General features: G+C 64.5%; 16 protein-coding genes. 7 read left to right on the forward strand and 9 right to left on the reverse strand.

Features of this window, described 5'->3' with window-relative positions; all coding sequences use genetic code 11:
* Positions 1 to 7 precede the first annotated feature (7 nt).
* The 8 genes from sseB to L1P05_RS04355 form a co-directional block, all read right to left on the reverse strand.
* Positions 8 to 604, reverse strand: a complete 597-nt coding sequence (sseB, locus tag L1P05_RS04320; RefSeq protein ID WP_012847737.1) for a type III secretion system translocon protein SseB — start codon at positions 602 to 604, stop codon at positions 8 to 10.
* A gap of 24 nt (positions 605 to 628) precedes the next feature.
* Entirely contained in the window at positions 629 to 976 is a 348-nt protein-coding gene (locus L1P05_RS04325) for a hypothetical protein (protein ID WP_012847738.1), read from the reverse strand.
* A 303-nt stretch (positions 977 to 1279) separates the two neighbouring features.
* Positions 1280 to 2194, reverse strand: a complete 915-nt coding sequence (locus tag L1P05_RS04330; protein ID WP_012847739.1) for a translocation protein in type III secretion — start codon at positions 2192 to 2194, stop codon at positions 1280 to 1282.
* Complete coding sequence (locus L1P05_RS04335) at positions 2172 to 2645, reverse strand: hypothetical protein (protein WP_012847740.1); 474 nt, start codon at positions 2643 to 2645, stop codon at positions 2172 to 2174. The genes L1P05_RS04330 and L1P05_RS04335 overlap by 23 nt, the downstream gene beginning before the upstream one ends.
* Positions 2642 to 3010: a hypothetical protein gene (locus L1P05_RS04340; RefSeq protein WP_012847741.1), complete on the reverse strand. Its 369-nt coding sequence runs from the start codon at positions 3008 to 3010 to the stop codon at positions 2642 to 2644. The genes L1P05_RS04335 and L1P05_RS04340 overlap by 4 nt, the downstream gene beginning before the upstream one ends.
* Positions 3004 to 4320: a FliI/YscN family ATPase gene (locus tag L1P05_RS04345; protein ID WP_012847742.1), complete on the reverse strand. Its 1317-nt coding sequence runs from the start codon at positions 4318 to 4320 to the stop codon at positions 3004 to 3006. Before L1P05_RS04345 ends, L1P05_RS04340 begins: the two co-directional genes overlap by 7 nt.
* Entirely contained in the window at positions 4307 to 6364 is a 2058-nt protein-coding gene (locus L1P05_RS04350) for an EscV/YscV/HrcV family type III secretion system export apparatus protein (RefSeq protein ID WP_012847743.1), read from the reverse strand. Before L1P05_RS04350 ends, L1P05_RS04345 begins: the two co-directional genes overlap by 14 nt.
* Positions 6348 to 6728 carry a type III secretion protein gene (locus L1P05_RS04355; protein ID WP_012847744.1) on the reverse strand — a complete coding sequence of 127 codons (381 nt, stop codon included), beginning with the start codon at positions 6726 to 6728 and terminating at the stop codon, positions 6348 to 6350. Before L1P05_RS04355 ends, L1P05_RS04350 begins: the two co-directional genes overlap by 17 nt.
* A gap of 179 nt (positions 6729 to 6907) precedes the next feature.
* On the opposite strand from L1P05_RS04355, the gene sctR reads away from it, so the two are divergent.
* The 6 genes from sctR to L1P05_RS04385 are packed head-to-tail and all read left to right on the forward strand — an operon-like array spanning position 6908 to position 13070.
* Positions 6908 to 7555 carry a type III secretion system export apparatus subunit SctR gene (sctR, locus tag L1P05_RS04360; protein ID WP_012847745.1) on the forward strand — a complete coding sequence of 216 codons (648 nt, stop codon included), beginning with the start codon at positions 6908 to 6910 and terminating at the stop codon, positions 7553 to 7555.
* 18 nt (positions 7556 to 7573) lie between these two features.
* The gene (gene sctS / locus L1P05_RS04365; protein WP_012847746.1) at positions 7574 to 7843 is read left to right on the forward strand and encodes a type III secretion system export apparatus subunit SctS; all 270 of its coding nucleotides are present in this window, start codon (positions 7574 to 7576) and stop codon (positions 7841 to 7843) included.
* A complete protein-coding gene (sctT, locus tag L1P05_RS04370) occupies positions 7843 to 8625 on the forward strand; it encodes a type III secretion system export apparatus subunit SctT (protein ID WP_012847747.1) in 783 nt (260 codons plus the stop codon). The genes sctS and sctT overlap by 1 nt, the downstream gene beginning before the upstream one ends.
* Positions 8622 to 9680, forward strand: a complete 1059-nt coding sequence (locus tag L1P05_RS04375; RefSeq protein ID WP_012847748.1) for an EscU/YscU/HrcU family type III secretion system export apparatus switch protein — start codon at positions 8622 to 8624, stop codon at positions 9678 to 9680. Before sctT ends, L1P05_RS04375 begins: the two co-directional genes overlap by 4 nt.
* Positions 9673 to 10323 (forward strand): lytic transglycosylase domain-containing protein, encoded by a 651-nt coding sequence (locus L1P05_RS04380; RefSeq protein WP_012847749.1) that lies wholly within the window; start codon positions 9673 to 9675, stop codon positions 10321 to 10323. The genes L1P05_RS04375 and L1P05_RS04380 overlap by 8 nt, the downstream gene beginning before the upstream one ends.
* Before the next feature lie 11 nt (positions 10324 to 10334).
* Positions 10335 to 13070, forward strand: a complete 2736-nt coding sequence (locus L1P05_RS04385; RefSeq protein ID WP_012847750.1) for a two component system sensor kinase — start codon at positions 10335 to 10337, stop codon at positions 13068 to 13070.
* On the opposite strand, the gene L1P05_RS04390 is transcribed toward L1P05_RS04385, so the two are convergent.
* Positions 13067 to 13696 carry a two component system response regulator gene (locus L1P05_RS04390; protein ID WP_196796971.1) on the reverse strand — a complete coding sequence of 210 codons (630 nt, stop codon included), beginning with the start codon at positions 13694 to 13696 and terminating at the stop codon, positions 13067 to 13069. The genes L1P05_RS04385 and L1P05_RS04390 overlap by 4 nt on opposite strands.
* Positions 13697 to 14321: 625 nt before the next feature.
* On the opposite strand from L1P05_RS04390, the gene eseJ reads away from it, so the two are divergent.
* Positions 14322 to 18398: a type III secretion system effector EseJ gene (gene eseJ, locus L1P05_RS04395; RefSeq protein WP_012847753.1), complete on the forward strand. Its 4077-nt coding sequence runs from the start codon at positions 14322 to 14324 to the stop codon at positions 18396 to 18398.
* The last annotated feature ends 75 nt before the right edge of the window (positions 18399 to 18473 follow it).

Consider the following 18473-nt stretch of genomic DNA (forward strand, 5'->3'; position numbering starts at 1 on the left):
GGCCTCCTTAGCGGATATTCTGGGCGATGGATTTGTTCATCTCGGCCAGCAGCGTCTGCATGCTGTTGATGAGGCTGACGCAGACGTTATAGGACTGCATGGTCTTCTGGATCTGCAGCTGCGCCTGGGTGACAAAGTCGGAGCTGCGCCCCGAGTCGGTCTCCAGCGCGCCCTTAATCACGTCGAGCTCCCCTTTATCCAGCCCCTTGCCATCAGGGTGGCCGATGCTTTTCAGGTATTGGTCGATGTCGCTGGTGGCGTTTTTACCGTCGTCTTGTACCGTGATGTTGATGTTGTGATCGCGCAGGTATTTGAGTACTTCAGGCGGAAGATCGCCCTTATCGCCCGCTTTCTTGAACTTGGCGATGATGGCGTCGATCTGATTAGCCACCTGCTGGGAGTTTCTGGCTCGGTCGGCCTTGGCCTTCATCTGGTCATATTTTCCCTGCGCCAGATCGGTGAATAGCGTCATGAACTGGTACAGCACGCTGATCCCGTCGGACATGATGCTATCGCCCTGACCCGCCATGCGATCCAGGTTGTTGTCGTAGCCGTTGGCGCCGACGTGGTTTACACCGCCGTGGTAGTCTGTATTGACAGTCATAGTGCTCTCCTCTGAGGGATGGAGTTAGATGAAGTCATGCCCGATCGTCGGGGAATGACCGGCGCCGTCGGGGGGCGGCGACGCCTGGCCGCCGCCCTGTCTCAGGGTGGCGCCAAGGGCGGAAAAGTGCGTTTGCAGGCGGCTGATATTGTCGTCGAGCCGCTGACGCAGCGGGGCTATCTCTTCCCGCATCGCGTGACTGAATCGCTCAAGCCGCTGACGGGCCTGCGGGTCGTGGGGGGCGCGCTCGTGGAGCGTGGCGATCTCTTGCTGTAACGTGTGAAAGGCGTCGATCTGCTCGCCCAGCTTGCGCTGGCGCCGCTGCAGGTCTTGCATCAGTTGCAAAAGGGGATGGATGGCGTGTTGGCTCATAGTGAAACCTCCTATTGACTACCGATGAGGTGATGCTAGAACGCCGTTAGCGGGCGAACTTTCGAGAAGCTGCATAACGTTTGCTGTTTGGTTATCGGGAGACGAACTCTTTTTCCCCGGCCCATTCTGGGTGCTGAACCCGCGCGAAAGATATCGGGTAATTACCTGAAGTTACGTTGGTTTTTCTCGGGTGTTCGGGCCATGGCGGGGCCGCGCCGCCGGCCTGGACCGGCGGCTATCGGGTGCTTGCTCGGGCGCCGAGGCGCCGTTTCCCCGCGCGGCGAGGCGTCGCCCGCGCCGGGGTTACTCCTCGCGCGCCACGGGGGAGGCCGGAATCCGGCGGGTGATCCGCACGGCCCAGCCATCGTCCAGCCGCAGTAGCGTCCCCTCTGCCCATGGGGCTCCGCGCAGGGAGAGCTGCAGGCGCGGGTAGGCATAGGCGTTGAGCGGCGTCTCCAGTCCGGGCGCCCATTCTCCGAGGCTCTGCGCGCTGAGGCTGACGCGGCCGGCCTCGGCCAGGAGACAGATCTCGTCGGCGGCCGCGAGCGCGACCGTGGGCAGGGCTGCCCGCACGACGACGCCGCTCTCCGCGTCGTTGAGGCGCAGCTGCTCGGGGCTATCGGGAGAGGAGAGCCAGAAGCAGTCGGGCTGGGGCGCCATCCCCTGCAGCGGCAGCGCATCTCCGGGGGCGATCTTGGCCGCCTCTTCCGCCGCCAGCCAGCACCAGCCGAGGACTAACGGCAGCGTATGCTCCCGCTCTGCCGGCGGCGTCAGCGCGGCCAGCCAGCGCGTCAACAGCGCGGGCGCGATCTGCGTCATATAGAGCGACAGGCGGGCGTCGGCGCGGGTAAAGGTAAGTCGCCAGCAGCACTTTGGCGCCTCGGCCTGATGCAGGGTTGGCGACGCCAATTCGGGGAGCGACGCCGCTTGCAGCCACGCATTCAGCGGTGAAAGCAGCCAGCCCGCCACCGCCGGGTGGAGATCGGGCTCAATGTGCGCCAGGGAGGGGGCCGCCAGCTGCGGCGCCAGCCAGCCACTCCACTCCGCGCCGACCCACAGCGCGATGGCGAGATCGTCACAGCGGCTCTCCAGGCATAGGCCCGATCCCGAGGGCTGGTGCCGATCGGCCTGGATCCGGAGGCCGTTTATCTCCGCGCTGGCGTCGAGGCGGCTGAGAAAAAACAGCGACTCACTGCTAAAGGGGGGGGCAAGGTTCATAGGCTGTCTCCACGGTTACGGGGATCCCCAGCAGGTCGGAGAGCGTGGCGCCGAGCGTATTGTCGGTCTGCGCCAGCCGATCGCGCAGGGCGCCGGAGGGGGCCGACAGGCGCAGGATCAGCCGTCCGCCGTGCCACCCCGCGGTCACCATCAGCCCGGCGAGCGGGCCGCTCGCCGCCCGCAGCTGTAGCCCCTCCGCGGAGAGCGGCAGGGGGACGGGGCGCGGGAGCGCCTGCGGCATGTCGCCGCGCGGCGCGCGATGCTCTGCCCCTTCCGGGGGCGTCGCATCGTCGGCGGCGCAATCGGGGAGGGGCTGGGGCGTTGGCTGCGCCAGCAGCTGACGGAAACGCTCGGCGTCACGATCGGCGTCGACGTCGCGCCGGGGGCGGCGCCCGTCGCGATCCGGGGTCGGGGCGTGGCCGGACGTGGGGCCATACGATGGCGTAATCATTCGCTCTCCTCCAGCAGTTTCAGTTTTTCCTGTTCGCGTAGGTTGAGGCGCAGCTGCGTCTCGTGTTCACCGCGCAGCTGGCTGATGCGTCCCTGCTCCGCGGCCAGCGCGTCCAGCTCATGGCGCAGCCGCTGTGATTCGCTCTCCATGGCCGACTGGGCGCTGCGCAGGCGTCCCAGCGCCACATGATCCAGGCAGCCGCTCTGCTGGTTCAGGGTGTGCCAGCGGATCTGCAGCGCGGATAGCCGCGTTTGGAGCTGCTGCTGTCGTCGCCGTACGCCGTCAGCCTCATCGGCCAGCTGGGCCAGCGTGCTGCGCAGGCCGCGTTCGCGCAGCCGCTTGATATCGCGTAGCTGCGTCAGCATGGCTGGCCTACGGCGCTGTACAGTGCGCTGAGGGTGGCGCTCAGCGGGCAGCGTTCATCGGTCTGCTGGCACAGCAGACTGGCGATGGCCTCCCGGCGGGCCATCGCGTCATCCGCGTCGGCATCCTGTCCCGCTCGGTATTCGCCCACCCGCACCAGCAGCGCGATCTCTTGCCAGGTCGCCAGAAGGTGACGCAGGCGGTTTGCCGCCTGACGGTGCTGCGGCGTGACGACCTGCGACATCACCCGGCTGATGCTGGCCAGAATATCAATGGCGGGGTAGTGGCTGGCTTCGGCCAGGCGGCGGGAGAGTACGATATGCCCGTCAAGCAGCGAGCGGACCTCTTCGGCCAGCGGGTCGCTCTTTTGCTCTACCAGTACGGTATAGAACGCCGTAATGCTGCCGCAGGCGGCGGGCCCCGCCCGCTCCAGCAGCCGGGGCAGGCGGGCGTAGAGGCTGGGGGGATAGCCGCCGCTGACCATCGGCTCGCCGGCGGCCAGCGCGATTTCGCGGATCGCGCGCGCGTAGCGGGTCAGCGAATCGACCAGCAGCAGCACGTGGTGCCCGCGATCGCGAAAATATTCAGCGATGACGGTCGCGGTATCGGCGGCCTTGATCCGCTCCAACGCCGGCCGATCCGAGGTCGCCAGGATGACCACGCTCCGGGCGCGCAGTTCGGGGGACATGATCTGTTCGATAAACTCCCGCACCTCGCGTCCCCGCTCCCCGATCAGCGCCAACACGACGACGTCGACCTGGCTATGGGCGGCCAGCATGCCGAGCAGGGTGCTCTTACCGCAGCCGGCCGGAGAGAAGATGCCCAGGCGCTGGCCGACGCCGACGCTGAGCGCGGCATCGATGGCGCGAACGCCCATCGGCAGCAGGGTATCGATCGGCGCCCGCTGCATGGGGTCCGGCGCGGGGCTTTCCAGCGATCGCCACTGTGCGGCCTGCGGCGGTGCGCACCCGTCCATCGGTTGCCCCAGCGCATCGATGACCCGCCCCAGCAGCGCCTCGCCGACGCCGATGCGGGCCTGCGCGCCGCTGGGCGTCACCAGCATACCGTTGGCGAGACCCAGCGGTGCGTGGTAGGGCGAGAGCAACGCCTGATCGCCCTCAATCGCGACCACCTCCGCCGGGCTCCCGTCGGGCAGGGTGCACTGTTCGCCAAGCCCGACCCCCGGCAGATGGGCGCGCAGTAATGTCGCGCCGACGGTGAGCAGGCGCCCCTCCAGGCGCACGTCCGTCACCGACGGCAGGGTGGGACAGTCGAGCCGATCGAGAATTTTCTGAGCATCAGGCAGCCGCATGGGTGTCTCCTATTAGCTCAATGTGTCCTAACACCTTGAGCTCCGCCTCATCGTCCAGCTCCTGAAACGAGAGCACGGCGGTGGTGAACAGCTCGCGTTCGATCAGCTTACGGATAAAGCGACGGATATCGATCGCGGTCACGATGGCCGTGTTGACGGCGCCGCTGCGCTCCAGCGCCGCGTGGATCTCGGTCAGGATCGCCTGATTCTCCTGCTGCGAGAGCGCGGAGTAGGAGCCCGCAGAGGTCTGGCGGACAGACTCGCGCACCTTCTGCTCAATATGGCTGCCGATAAGCCAGGCCTTGACCCAGGGCTGGCCGTGGCGCTGGCGCCCGATAATGTGGCGGCGTAGGGCCAGCCGAGCATATTCGGCCAACATCACGGGATCTTTTTCCCGCGGCGCCCACTCGACCAGCGCCTCGAAGATGGCGCGCAGATCGCGGATGGAGACGCTCTCCGCGACCAGGCGCTGCAGCACATCGGCGACCCGGGCGACCGGCAGCTGACGCTGCAGCTCTTTGACCAGTTCGCCGTAGCGCTGCTCCATCTGGTCCATGAGGTAGCGGGCCTCCTGGACGCCGATGAACTCGGCGCCGTAGCGATCCAGCGCCAGCGAGACGAGATAGGCAATCCGGGCATTGCCCTGATAGCGGTTGACGCCGATGGCGGCGCTGCCTTCGGCCTGCTCCTGAGCTATCCACTGCAGGGTGATCCCGCCGAAGGGGAGCGTCTCCCGGTGGTCGACCTGGCGCAGCGTCGGCGCGGCAAGATCGAGCAGGGCGAGGTGGGGAAGGGTCATCGAGAGCACCGGCTCTTGATACAGCAGCAGGGTAAACTGATCCGGGCCCAGGCTGCTATCTGGCTGGATCTGAATCTCCGGCAGCGGCAGCCCCGCCAGCTCCAGCTTTTCCGCCCGCAGCGTGGCCAGCGCCTGGGCGAGGGTGGGATCGCGGGCCAGCGCGTCGGGCAGGCGTAGCGCGAGCGGCGTCGCGCCGATGAGCAGCGGCGCGCCCTCCTGTCCGCTCTCGTCGTGGTCGCTCGCGGAGTGGCCGGCGGCGAGCGGGGAGCGCTGCCGCTCTTTGCGCCTCAGCGAGTATGCGATAGCGGCCAGCCCCGCGCCCAGGCCGATGAAGATCAGGGTAGGAAAGCCGGGCAGGGCGGCAAACAGGGCCAGCACCGCGGCAACGATCCACAGCGCCTGGCGCTGGCGCAGGATCTGCTCGGTGAGTTCGCTGGCGAGGTTACGTCGGTTTTCGCCCGGCACCCGGGTGACGATGATCCCGGCGGCGATCGAAATGAGCAGCGCCGGGATCTGGGCAATCAGGCCATCGCCGACGGACAGGATGGCGTAGGTTGCCGCCGCATCGCCCGCGCTCATCTCATGCATAAACACGCCGACGCAGATCCCCCCGACAATATTGACCAGTATGACGATGATCGAGGCGATGGCGTCCCCTTTGACAAACTTCATCGCGCCATCCATCGCGCCATAGAGCTGGCTCTCTTTTTGCACCAGGGCCCGCTGGCGCCGAGCCTCTGTCGCGTCGATGATCCCGGCGCGCATATCGCCGTCGATGCTCATCTGTTTGCCCGGCATCGCGTCGAGGGAGAAGCGGGCGCTGACCTCGGCCACGCGCTCAGAGCCTTTGGTAATCACGATAAACTGCACGACGGTAATGATGGCGAACACGATGAGGCCGACGGCCAGATTGCCCCCGACGGCAAAGTTGCCAAACGTATAGACGATCTCGCCGGCATCGTGCTGCAGCAGAATCAGGCGGCTGGTGCTGATGGTCAGCGCCAGACGATACAGCGTGGTGATGAGCAGGACGGAGGGAAAGGCGGAGAACTCCATGGGTTCCCGAATGTAGACCGCCATCATCAGCAGGGTGATCGACAGCGTGAGGTTGATGGCGATCAGGATGTCTATCAGGGGCGTCGGCAGGGGAATGATCATCATGAAAACGGCCAGCAACAGCATGGCCGCCAGAATGATATCCTGGCGCGCGGTGAGTTTGTGTAGCCAGCTATTGACCGTTTTCATGGGGATTCTCCATCACGCGATCGAGCAGGCGCCGTTGACGGCGCGCCAGCTCACGCCACTGTTCGGCGCCGCTGTCCGGCGGTGCCGCCGCTGAAATCCACAGCGCATCGCCCGCCAGCCAGGCTCGCAGCGGGATCCCGCCGCCGGCCTCGGGCTGCAAGAGCTGCAGCAGGCGTAGCAGCGTCGACTGCCGCTGCGGCACCGGTAGGCGGCGCGCTAGCGTCAGGCGCGCCCGCCCCTGATCCTGCTCCAGAAAGATACGGTCGCGATCCCTGTCCAGGGTCAGGCTGCTCGTCGGCGGCTGTGGGCCGGCGCCCATCAGTCGTAGCCAAAGTTCGGTTTGCCGTTGCCACTGTAGGTCCATGAATATCCTCCGCGATCGTGATGCGTACTCATCATGGCGGAGCCGTGTTCAGGAGGGCATAGGGTGAATACCTGATGTCGCGTTAGCCCTGGGTTTTCCATGCAGGTCAGGTCTTTACCCGATGGGCGTCGGCGTGGAAGTGGGGAACACTGTCGGCAGATCCTAGAGGAGAACCCATCATGTCTCTGACAGAACAACCGGCGGAACTGATCGCGCTTCTGGTTACCCTCTCGCTGTTACCGCTGCTGATCGTAATGGGTACATCGTTTTTAAAGCTGTCCGTTGTGTTTGCCCTGCTGCGTAATGCGCTGGGAATACAGCAGATCCCCCCGAACATTGCGCTGTATGGGCTGGCGCTGATCCTGACGCTGTTCATCATGACGCCGGTCGGCACCGCCGTGCAGGCGCGGCTGGCCGATGCGCCCGCGGAGGCGCAGACCACGCTGCTGGCGCGGCTGTCCGACAATACGCTCGACCCATACCGTCAGTTTCTGCGCCAGCACACCTCCGCGACGCAGCTGCACTTCTTTCGCCAGGTGGCGACAAAGAGCTGGCCCGCCTCCGTTCGGGAGCAGATCAGCGATGACTCGCTGCTATTACTGATGCCGGCGTTTGCCGTCAGCCAGCTGGTGGAGGCGTTTCAGATAGGCCTGCTGCTGTTTTTGCCCTTTATCGCCATCGATCTCATCGTCTCCAATATCCTGCTGGCCATGGGGATGATGATGGTGTCGCCGATGACCATCTCCATGCCGTTCAAGCTGCTGGTCTTTATTCTGGTCGGGGGCTGGGACAAGCTGCTGGGCCAGCTGTTGCTTTCGTATCGCTAAGGCTCCGGGAGGCGCGCTATGGGAAAAGCACAGCTCGTGCAGTTGGCCAGTGAGCTGCTCTGGCTGGTCCTGATCCTCTCGTTACCGGTGGTGCTGGTCGCGTCGTTGGTCGGCGTGCTGGTGGGGCTGGTGCAGGCGCTGACGCAGATCCAGGATCAGACGGTCTCTTTCGCCATTAAGCTGGTGGCCGCCAGCGTTACGCTGGCGTTGACCTACCACTGGATGGGCAGCGCGCTGTTTAGCTATGCCGGAAGAGCGATGGATCTGATCGCGCAGATGGGGGGCTGATGATGGCTGAGCTGAATCACTGGTGGCCGCTGTTGGGCATCGCCATGATGCGCCCGCTGGGCATCATGCTGATCATGCCGCTATTCAACAGCGCGATGCTCGGCGGGGCCCTGATCCGTAATGCGCTGGCGCTGATGGCGGCGCTGCCGGCGCTGCCGCAGCTGGCGGCCTTGGTCCTGCCCAGCCCTCTGCAGGCGCCGCTGCACTATGGGGGGCTGCTGCTGGGGGAGTTAGTCCTGGGCCTGCTGCTGGGGTTTTCGGCGGCGCTGCCGCTGTGGGCCTTGAACATGGCGGGCTTTATTATCGATACCATGCGCGGCGCCTCTATCGCCGTGCTGTTTAACCCGCTGCTGGGCGAGCAGTCCTCGCCGATGGGGGTGCTGTTTTCCCAGCTGGTCGGCGTGCTGTTTATCGTGGGCGGCGGTTTTCACGCGCTGTTGGCCGCCCTGTTTTCATCCTACGGTGATTTGCCGCCGGGGCAGTATTGGCTGTGGGGCCGCGGCTTTATTCCCCTGCTGATGCACCTATGGCACCTGCTGTACACCCTGGCGCTGAGTTTTTCCATGCCGGCGATGGTGATGATGGTGCTCGTCGACCTGGCGCTCGGCTTTATTAACCGCTCGGTGCAGCAGCTAAACGTCTTTACCCTATCGATGCCGATTAAGAGCGCGATGGTGCTGCTGATGCTGATTATCAGTCTGCCTTTTGCCTTGGACGGGGTGCAGGCGCTGTTCACCCGCTTTGACGGCGGGCTGCTGCGCCAGCTAGCGGAGGCGCTATGAGCGAGAAAACGGAACAGCCCACGGCGAAGCGTCTGCGCGATGCGCGCGAGGAGGGGCAGGTCGCCAAGAGCCAGGATATCAGCGCGACCGTACAGCTGGCGGTCATTCTGCTCTGGATGGTGACGGAGGGGCCGACGCTGTATGCGGCCATCGGGGGCTTCATTGATGCGACGCTGGCCACGCTGAACCTCCCGTTGCCCGACGCCATCGCGCTGCTGACCGGCAAGGCCGCCGCGCTGGTGGTTCGCTTTGTCTTCAGTCTGGCCGCGCTGTTGGCCGTGACGCTGATCTTAACCGGGCTGGTGGAGACCGGCTTTTTGTTTGCGCCAAAGGCCATCATGCCCTCCGCCGAGCGGATCAACCCACTGAATAACGCTAAGCAGATGGTCTCCCTGCTCAAGCTGTTCGAGCTGGGCAAGATGGTGCTGAAAATCGTGATCCTCGGCCTGACCTTTACCTATTTTATCCGCGGCTATGCCGCATCATTCGCTCAGCTGGTGCGCGCCGACGCCGAGGCCGGTCTGTGGGTCACCAGCAAAATGACCCTGTGGATGTGGGGGATCTTGCTGCTGCTCACGGCGCTGTTCGCCGTCGTCGACTACAGCATGCAGTATCGCCATCTGCGTAAGCAGCTGATGATGTCGCATGAGGATATTAAGCAGGAGTTTAAAAACGCGGAGGGGAGCCCGGAGATCAAGCAGCGGCGCCGAGAGCTGCACCGGGAGATCCAGAGCGGCAGCCTGGCCGATAGCGTCTCCAGCGCTTCGGTGGTGGTGCGCAACCCGACCCACATTGCCGTTTGCCTGCGCTACTGCGAGGGGGAGACGCCGCTGCCGCAGGTGGTGGAGTATGGGCGCGGGGCGCGGGCGCGGCATATCGTGGCGCTGGCGGAGGCGCGGCGCATTCCCGTGGTGGAGAATATTCCGCTGGCGCGTGCGCTGATCGCGACCACCCGCCCGGGTGATTACGTACCGGAGGCGCTGTTTGTCGCGGTCGCCCAGCTGCTGCGCCTGCTGCGCGACGAGACAGAAGAAGAGGAGGAGGAGGATGCGTAAATGGGTTCTGCTGGGGCTAGCGCTGCTGGCCTGGCGCTGCGTTGGTGCTCCGCTTAAATGGTATCGGGTGAGCGGAGAGGAGCGCGTCGCGTCTACGCTGGCGCCGCCGCCGGTGATATCCCGAGGCGCGGGCTATGCGTCGCTGATTGGGCAGGTGGCGGGGAAGCATGCGCTGGATCCGCGGCTGATCCAGGCGGTGGTGGCCGTTGAATCCTCCTATCGTTATGATACGGTATCGGAAAAAGGGGCGATAGGACTGATGCAGGTGATGCCGGAAACGGCGGCCCGCTTCGGCCACTTCGCGCTGCTGGATCCGCGCGATAATCTGGAGGTCGGTACGCGCTATCTGAGTACGCTGCTGCGTCGCTTCAATGGGCGGCTGGATTTGGCGCTGGCCGGCTACAATGCCGGTGAGGGCGCCGTGCTGCGCTATGGGGGGACGATTCCTCCCTATCCTGAAACGCAGCGCTATGTGCAGCGGGTGTTGGAATACTATCGTCAGCTACGATCGACGGTACCGGCGGCGGCGGTGCCGCAGACGGAAATGGTGGTGCATACGTCCGGAGGAGTCGGTAACCTTGGTCAGCTATGGCGCCTGTTAACCTCTGGATCTCCGGGCTCTTCGGCGTCCTCCCGCACATAAAGGAATCCCCTATGTCCCGTCATATCTGGCGCACCTCCCTCTCGTTCCGCCTGGCGCTGATCCTCAGTGGATTTATTTCCCTGTTCTGGCTGCTGAGTACCGGCGTGACGCTGCTGCTGAACTTTGAGCAGACCAAGTCATCGCTGCAGCGCCGTTTGACGGCGACCGTGGCCGAAACGGTCTATGAGCTGAGCTCTGAGCTGCTGGATGTCAGCCGTGACGTGGATACGCTGATGCGCTGTTGGCACCGCCTGGACGACGGCGTCGCCTCTGGCGCCTACTACCTGACGGCGCGCTACATTCACGATATGACCGCGCCGCCGGATCCGGCGGCGCGCATCAGCCGCGCGAAGGCCTTTGTCGAAGCCTACGGCAGCGGCGGCTTGGGCAATCTGGTGGATACCTTCGTCCTGCTGGACGGCGGCGTGGTGCTGTCCAGCGCCGGCGGTCAGCCGACCGACACCCCGCTGCACATTGAACAGATCCGGGCGCTGCGCGATCAGGCCGTCGGCAATCACATCATCTGGAGTAAGCCTTATCGCAGCGTCGGGGGAAACTGGCGAGTGATTGCGGCGAAGCGGGATTTGCTCACCGGTGCGCTGGTCGGCATGACGGTCAACCTGCATCCCTCCTTTAGCGCCGTAGAGAAAACCCCGGATGGTGAAACGATCGTTTGGCTCGATCGGGAGGGGCAGCCGATCATTCCGCTGTCCGCCGCGCTGAGTCAGAGCCTGCCGACGTGCCAGCGCGAAATGGAGAGTAATTTTGACGAGGTATTCTCCATCTGCCGCGAGGTCGCCCCGGTCGGCTGGAAGCTGCTGCTGTTCACACCGAGCCGCCAGATTACGGACGCGGCGTTCGCCGCATTGCACCGCTATCTGCCGGTGGCGCTGCTGCTGCTGGTCGCGCTGGTGGGGCTCTTGTACCTGGTGCTGCAGCGCACGCTGGGGCGTACGCTGGCCGGCATTATGCAGCGCCTGACGCCCAACGTGGCGGTGGCCGATCTGCCGCCCCTGGTGGTGGCGGGAGAGGATGAGCTGGGGCGCATTGCGCAGGTCTATAATCGCCTGCTGTCGGCGGTCAAGGCGCAGTATGCGCAGCTGGAGGCGCGGGTCGCCGAACGAACGGTAGAGCTGGAGCGGGCGCGGCGCCAGGCCGAGCGCGCCAGCGCCAACAAGAGCGAGCACCTGAACAGCATCAGCCATGAAATTCGCACCCCGTTGAATGGGATTATCGGTGCGCTGACGCTGCTGGAGAACGGTGAGAATACGCCGGAGCAGCGTGATTTGCTGGATACCGGGCTTAAGTGTTCGCGCCATCTGCTGGAGATCATCAATAACCTGCTGGACTTCTCGCGCATTGAGTCGGGACAGATGGTGGTGAACCCGGAGTACCTCGATCCGCTACCGCTGATCGATCAGGCGATGCTGACGGTGCAGGTGCCGGCGCTGGAGAAGGGATTGACCCTGCACTGCCTACTGGCGCCGTCGTTTCCGCAGACGCTGTATACCGACGGGCTGCGCCTGCGCCAGATCTTGATCAACCTGCTGGGCAACGCGGTCAAGTTTACCCCCCATGGCGAGGTGGTGCTACACGGCTGGAGCGAGCAGGATCGACTCTGTTTCCGGGTGCAGGATACCGGCCCGGGCATCGATGACGCGCGGATCAACGATATTTTTACCGCATTTCATCAGGTCGATTGCCACATCGCCGGCAGCGGCCTGGGGCTGCCGATCGCCCGCAGCCTGTCGCGCCTGCTGGGGGGCGAGCTCTCCTGCGAGAAAAGCGCGATCGGCGCCCGTTTCCGCCTGGCGCTGCCGCTGGAGGCGAACGGGAGTGTCCCCATCGCGCCGCCGGAGGATAAGGGCAGCATTGTCGCGCCGCTCAGCCTGCACCCACAGCTGTCGGCCTGGGGATACCACCCCCTGGCGGGCGACAATCCCGATCTGGACGCGCCGGAGCTGAGCTACCTGCCCGGCCGCCTGCGGCAGCATTTGGATGGCGAAACGCAGACGACCGGCGCGCGAGAGCAGATGCCGGTATCGCCCTGGTCGCTGCAGGTACTGGTGGTGGACGATGTCGATACCAATCAGGATATCGTCGGGCGCATGCTGCGCCAGCAGGGGCACAAAGTGTATACCGCCTCCAGCGGCTCTGAAGCGCTGGTGCTGGGGCGCGGGCACGTGTTTGACTTAGTCCTGATGGATATGCGTATGCCGGGGCTCTCCGGCGACGAAACGCTGCATCTGTGGCGGGATAGCGTGAATGGAATGCTCGACCCCGACTGCCCGATCATCGCGCTGACGGCCAATGCGCAGCCCGGCGAACGCAAGCGGCTGCAGGACGCTGGTTTTAATGAGTATCTCACCAAGCCGGTGACCCCCGCGATGCTCTCCAGAGCCCTGGAGTACACGGCCGATATCCAGTTAACCCGGGGGATCGAGCTGTCGCCTAACCGCGCGGGCGAGATACCGCTGCTCGGACAGGATCCCGCGCTGCGGCGGCGTCTGCAGGAGGATGTCTTGCACTATCTGGCGCAGCTGACGCAGGCGGTCGCGCAGCAGGATGCCCCCGCGGTGCGGCAGGCGCTGCATACGCTAAAAGGGCTGGCCGGGCAGGGCGGTCTGACGCTGGTGCATGAGGCGGCGGCGCGTTGGGAGCAGGCGCTGGAGGGCGGGATGCCGATGCCAGACAAGGCGCTGGAAAGCCTATCCCGCCTGGTGCACAGTGAATTCGAGGCGGATTAAAACTCCAGAACCCCCAGGCGGCGGGCCCAGTTGCTCAGCTCCGCCGCGTTGTGGGCATCCAGCTTGCGCATCAGGTTGAGCCGGTGGGTCTCCACGGTTTTCAGGCTGATGGACAGCAGCTCCGCGATATCCCGGTTGCGCTTGCCCTCGGCGACCAGCTTGAGAATTTGCCGTTCGCGCAGGGTCAGCGGCGGCTCCTGAGCCATATCGGACGAGGCTACCAGGGAGTCCAGCCGGAGGGCGGGATCGACAAAGGTTTTCCCCAGCGAGGCATGCTGCATGGCCGCCAGCAGGGTTTGCTGCGGGCTTTGCTTCAGGACGTAGGCGAGCGCGCCGGCGGCGAGGGCTTCGCTGCCGCGCCGTGCCTCAGAGGAGGCGGTGACGACGACGATACGCATATCGCTCCAGCGACGCCGCAGCTGACGGATCACGTCAACGCCGTCCATGCCCGGCAGACCCAGATCGAGTAAGACCAGATCGGGCGAGAGACGCTGGCAGGCCTCATAAACGGCCAGCCCATTCGAGACGGCGCCCACGACCCGGTAGCGGGGCTGGCTGTCCAAGAGATTACGGATGCCATCGGCTAGCAAGGCATGATCTTCAACGATCAGAATGTTCAGAGGCAAAATAGAAATAGTCATATTTAAAGGGTACTCCGAATCAGTGGCACACTGAAAACTTCATATAGCTCGCTCGGGGCATTTGAATAACCAGACCTTCGCTGAACGCCTTTTTTTGGTATCTAGGATTTTTCTACCACTTTTGGCGTATTGAATTCGTCGGTATTCAAATTTCGGAGTGAGATTTTTAATCTATTCATTCCACGGTTTTTCAGCATTATTTTGGATAAACTGCGTTACGGTCAAGCAAAACTGCTGTGTTTGCTGGGATATTCGCAGGTTTCCAGGGAGATGCGCCAATGTTTTTCGCGCCGTAAATGCCCTTTGGAGTATGGATCATCATGTCGAAAATGAGCTAATTGATAGCATTTTGCTGAGGGTAAGTCTGCTATTTTTAATCGTGAATGGTTGTTTTATTCGCGAGGGTAAGTAAAAAAGAAAGTGAATTACAATAATAAATTCATGAGTCTAGGATTTTTCTATTCACGTTATTATTTCAGAATGGAATATTTTTATATGCCGATAACCTCAGGCCAATACCCGAAAGCCTCCCAATAGCGGTTCGGATAAAATCGCACCATGTTCCGGCGAACGACCGGTGCCTTGTGTCATGCGATTGGGAGGTCTCTCCATGGTGAATGCTTTTACGTTATCCCCCGCGCTCAGCGGCAACGCCGCGGGATCTGAGTCAACGGAGAGCCTTTCCCGCGGCGCTAGCCGCGTGGCCGCGCTGTGTTCCGCCGATAGGCGCGCGGCGGCGGAAACGCAGTATCATCAGCTGCTGCATCAGGGGGATGATAGCCTTGCGGCGCTGGAGAGCGCCGCCGCGCTGCGTCAGCTGTGCCGCGCGGATAGCCAATGCGCGGTGGCGGTGGATTATGATGATACGACACAGGATTTCACGCTCAGTATCGATGGGCAGCGGGTTAGCCGCCATCGGGATACCCGCCTGCTCGAACAGCTCAATCTGAGCGATACCTCTCTGCTGGCGCCGCAGCGTCTGGCGCTGTTTAGCGATCCGCTGCGGTTTTTCTGTTGGTTAAAAGAGCAGGGATCACCCCATCAGACGACGGCGCTGGGTGCGCATTTGGCCCCCCATGACGGATCGGCGCTGATCCTGAGTGCCAACGGCCATGAGGCGCTGCGCCTTCCGCTCGAGCAGATTGATGATCGCGCCTGGGCCGACGCGCATCGCCTGTTCCCGACGCTGGCGGATACGCGCCCGTCGGCGGAGCGTCGCATTCCCGATTTGCTGCCGCCGCATGCGACGGTGACGCTACCGCCGCCGGCGCCGCTGCGGGACGACGCACTGGATGACCTGCTGCCCGCGCCGATCGCGATCGGCTCGCTGCTGCAGATGCCGCGCTATGCGTTCAATCTCCTGTTCCGGGTGAAGGACATGCTGGTCGGGGGGCCGACCGAGCCGGCCTACCAGGCGCTGTCCCGCCGCATCGAGACCCTGAATCACGCGCTGGCGACGCTGCGTACGACGCTGACCCAGGTGCAGCAGCAGAGCGAGACGCTGCTCGCCTCTGCGGAGGATCTTGGCAGCGCGATTGCCGAGGCGCAAAGGGCGCAGGAGGCGGCCCACCAAGCGCTGCAGGCGGTGTTGACCGAATGCGCGGGGATCGAGGGTGGCCCGGAGGCGCCGCCGGTGATACAGCGTATCCGCGCGCAGGCGCAGCATGTGGCCGATCGCCTGGCCGCGTTGGCGCTGCGGATGGAGGGGGTCGCGCAGCGTGAATCTCCCACGGGCGAGCGGGGCGTATGGCGGGATCGTCTGGCGCAGGTGAGCGCCCAGCTGGGCGATAGCGCGTCCGACGGCGCTATCAGCGACGACGATCGCCTGTGGCTAGCGCTGGTTCAGCAGGCGCTGGGCGAGGCGGGCGCTCCCGACGCGGCCCGTTTACGCCAGGCGATCGCTCGGGTGATGCAAAGCGGAGTGAGTCTGCCGGATACGGCGGTCGCCCAGCATCTGCTGGCGACCTTTTATCCCCACGTCGCGTCGCTGCGAGACGATGACGCGGCGCTGCCGGCGCCGGATAGCCTGCTTATCGATCGGGGGCGCTATTCTCAGCTGAGTACCCTGCGCCACACCACGCTGCAGGAGCGCGATCGCACCCTGCAGTGCCTGCAGCTGCTCAGCGATGCCAATCAGCAGGCGCAGGAAACCCTACGACGCGATCTGGATGAGATTAAGCGCAATCCGGACTACTTCAGCGCCTTGAAGCAGCGCAGCCAGGCGTTGGACGCCATCGAGGACTATTTTTCCCCGCGCGGGTCGCTCGGCGAGGCCGCCGACGCGGAGGATCGCGCTGGCGCGGCGGTGCCCGTGACCGATGACCCGGCGTTGGAAGGCCTGCTGTATCTCTGTGCCCGCAGCGGCCCGGCCACCGTGAACCGCGATCGCTTGCTGTTGGATAACGATACGTTCGTCGAAGAGGATATCGCGGTGAGCGAGGCCGTGCTGCAGGCGTATCAGCGACTGACCCCCGCCGCGCAGGCCCGGGCCCAGACGATCGCCGCGGAGTGCCTGCAGTGGGAGCATCAAATTGATTATCATAGTGAGTTTCATCAGAACGCGGGGGTTAACGTCCCGCAGGCGCTCGCGCAGGGAACGCTACGGGCGCAGTTTATGGCGGATCCTGAGGGCTATCAGGCCTTCTTCCAGCAGCGAGATAGACTGTTGCAGCGCTACCAGGACAGCGTCGTCGCGCTGGCGTCGCCACTGTCCGACGCCGAGCCTCTTCATGGGGTGCTGAGCCGTGCGCTGACGGAGATTAACGCCGAGCGGCGGGTGATCGCGGCGCTGCTGCACAGCGGGAAGACGCTGGCGGCCGTGGATACGTTGGGGCATACCCTGGCCGCGCAAACGGCCGCGTCTGCCCGGCTGGCGGTGGATGTCTCGGCGGCGGCCCGGCCGTTTGACGGCGCGCTGGCCAGTATCAATCAGCAGGTGTATCAGCTGCGCAGCGCGGCCCTGAGAGCGCTGACGGCGGAGACCGACGAGATGGTGCGCCAGCGCGATGCGCTGCGACAGGGAACGGCGCGCGGGAGCGACGTCGCGTCGCGATTGGCGCAGCTTGAGCAGCGTATCGCCAGCAACAGCGCCGCCTTTCGCGCGGATCTCCTGGCGCTGCAGCAGGAGCGGCAGCGGGCCGATGGGCCCGCTGGCGGTGGCTACCCCAAGGACATTTACTGGAGCAGCTGGCTGCTCGCCCAGATGGGGGACAAGGTCTCCTCGCTGCTGGGGGCGCGCATGGATAAGCCGCGGGATTTACTGCTGCAGTACCAGCTGGCATTGAGCGGAAAAGGTATTGTCGCGGCCTCTCTGGCGTTGATGCAGGCGCTGCGCAAGCTGCCGACCGATCCCGCCCAGGCGTTGACGGAGCTGGGATTTACCCCGAGCCAGCTGCTGGCCTGGGCCAGCGCGTATCCGCAGGAGATGGCGTATCTCTCCAGCAATTTGGATCATACCTATCACGCGCTGGTCGCGACGGGATCGTCTACGCTCCTCGGCGATATGTTTCATACGGCCTGGCAGCGGGGGACGACGACCAGCGTGATACAGGATACGCTGTTTGGCAAGCGTGAGCCGGTGGTGGGCGCGACGGACGCGAAGCCGATGCCGCCGGCCCTGATCATGCTGCTGAGCGTGGCGGACTGGGCCCCCTACGCCGTCGGCGGCGTCAAGGGCGTGCTGAGTCAGAATCTCGGGGGCGTGGTGGCCGGCGGCCTCGGCGGGGCGCTGTTTGGCGGCGGCGTGGCAACGGTGGTGCTGACCTCCATTTTGCAGTTTGCGGTGGGGGCGGCTCAGGCGCAGGCAGAGAAGGGGATCGCGGATAAGGTGGCCGAGCAGCGGCAGACCAACGTGGTCGTCAATGCGGTACTCCGTGGGATGCAGCTGGACTCGTCGGCCAGCATCAATGAGCGTATTCAGCGCGTGACGGCGTATGCCATGCAGCGGGAGGCGCTACGCAGTACGGGAACGATTGGCCGCGATCTCGCGGAGGCGGGGAAGCGGGGAGTGATAGGGCGCATGTTCCAGGATATGTCCCTGACCTGGAAACACGCCAGCGGCGCCCAGAGAGCGCTGCTGGTCGCGGCCAGCGTGGCTGGCCCGCTGCTGATCGGCGGCGTAACGCTGGGCCTTCTGGCGCTGGGGCCGCTGGGACTCCTGCCCGCCGGGATTATCGCCATTGGGGCCGCGCTGCTCAGCGGGGCGCTGACGACCGGCAGCCTGTGGAACTCGATGGTATCCTGGCTGATGCCTGAGCTGGCTCAGCGGACTCAGCGGGAGATGAACGGCGACATCTTGGAGAAGGCCCTGGCAAAGGCGCGCGAGGAGGCGAGGATACAGATGGCGAAAACGCTGGCGCAGATCGACGCACGCGACCCGAGCGCGCGCGACGAGATGCAGCGCCAGGGGCAGCAGCAGCTGACGCAGCGGCTGGATACCTTGGCGAGCGCGCTGCGACAGCAGACGGCGTTCGCTTCGCTGTCGCCTCAGGAGGTCGGTGAGCAGTTTGACCTTGCGCTGCAGCAGGCGGCGTCGGAGTCAGCGCCGCACCTGCCCTTGAACATGAAGGCGGAGGCCATCATACAGGCGGGGCTTAGCGTACAGCAGGCGGAGCAGATCCGCGATGAGATAGAACAGGCGCTGTGGCAGCACAGCCCGCTGAACGGGCATGAGGCGGCGGCGATATAGCGCGCTGGGGATCGACCAGGGCGGTCGCGTCGGCTGAGCGGCGTTGGCGGTATAAAAAAACACCCCCCGGCATCG

This window comes from Edwardsiella piscicida, from assembly GCF_021733145.1.
GTDB lineage: Bacteria > Pseudomonadota > Gammaproteobacteria > Enterobacterales > Enterobacteriaceae > Edwardsiella > Edwardsiella piscicida.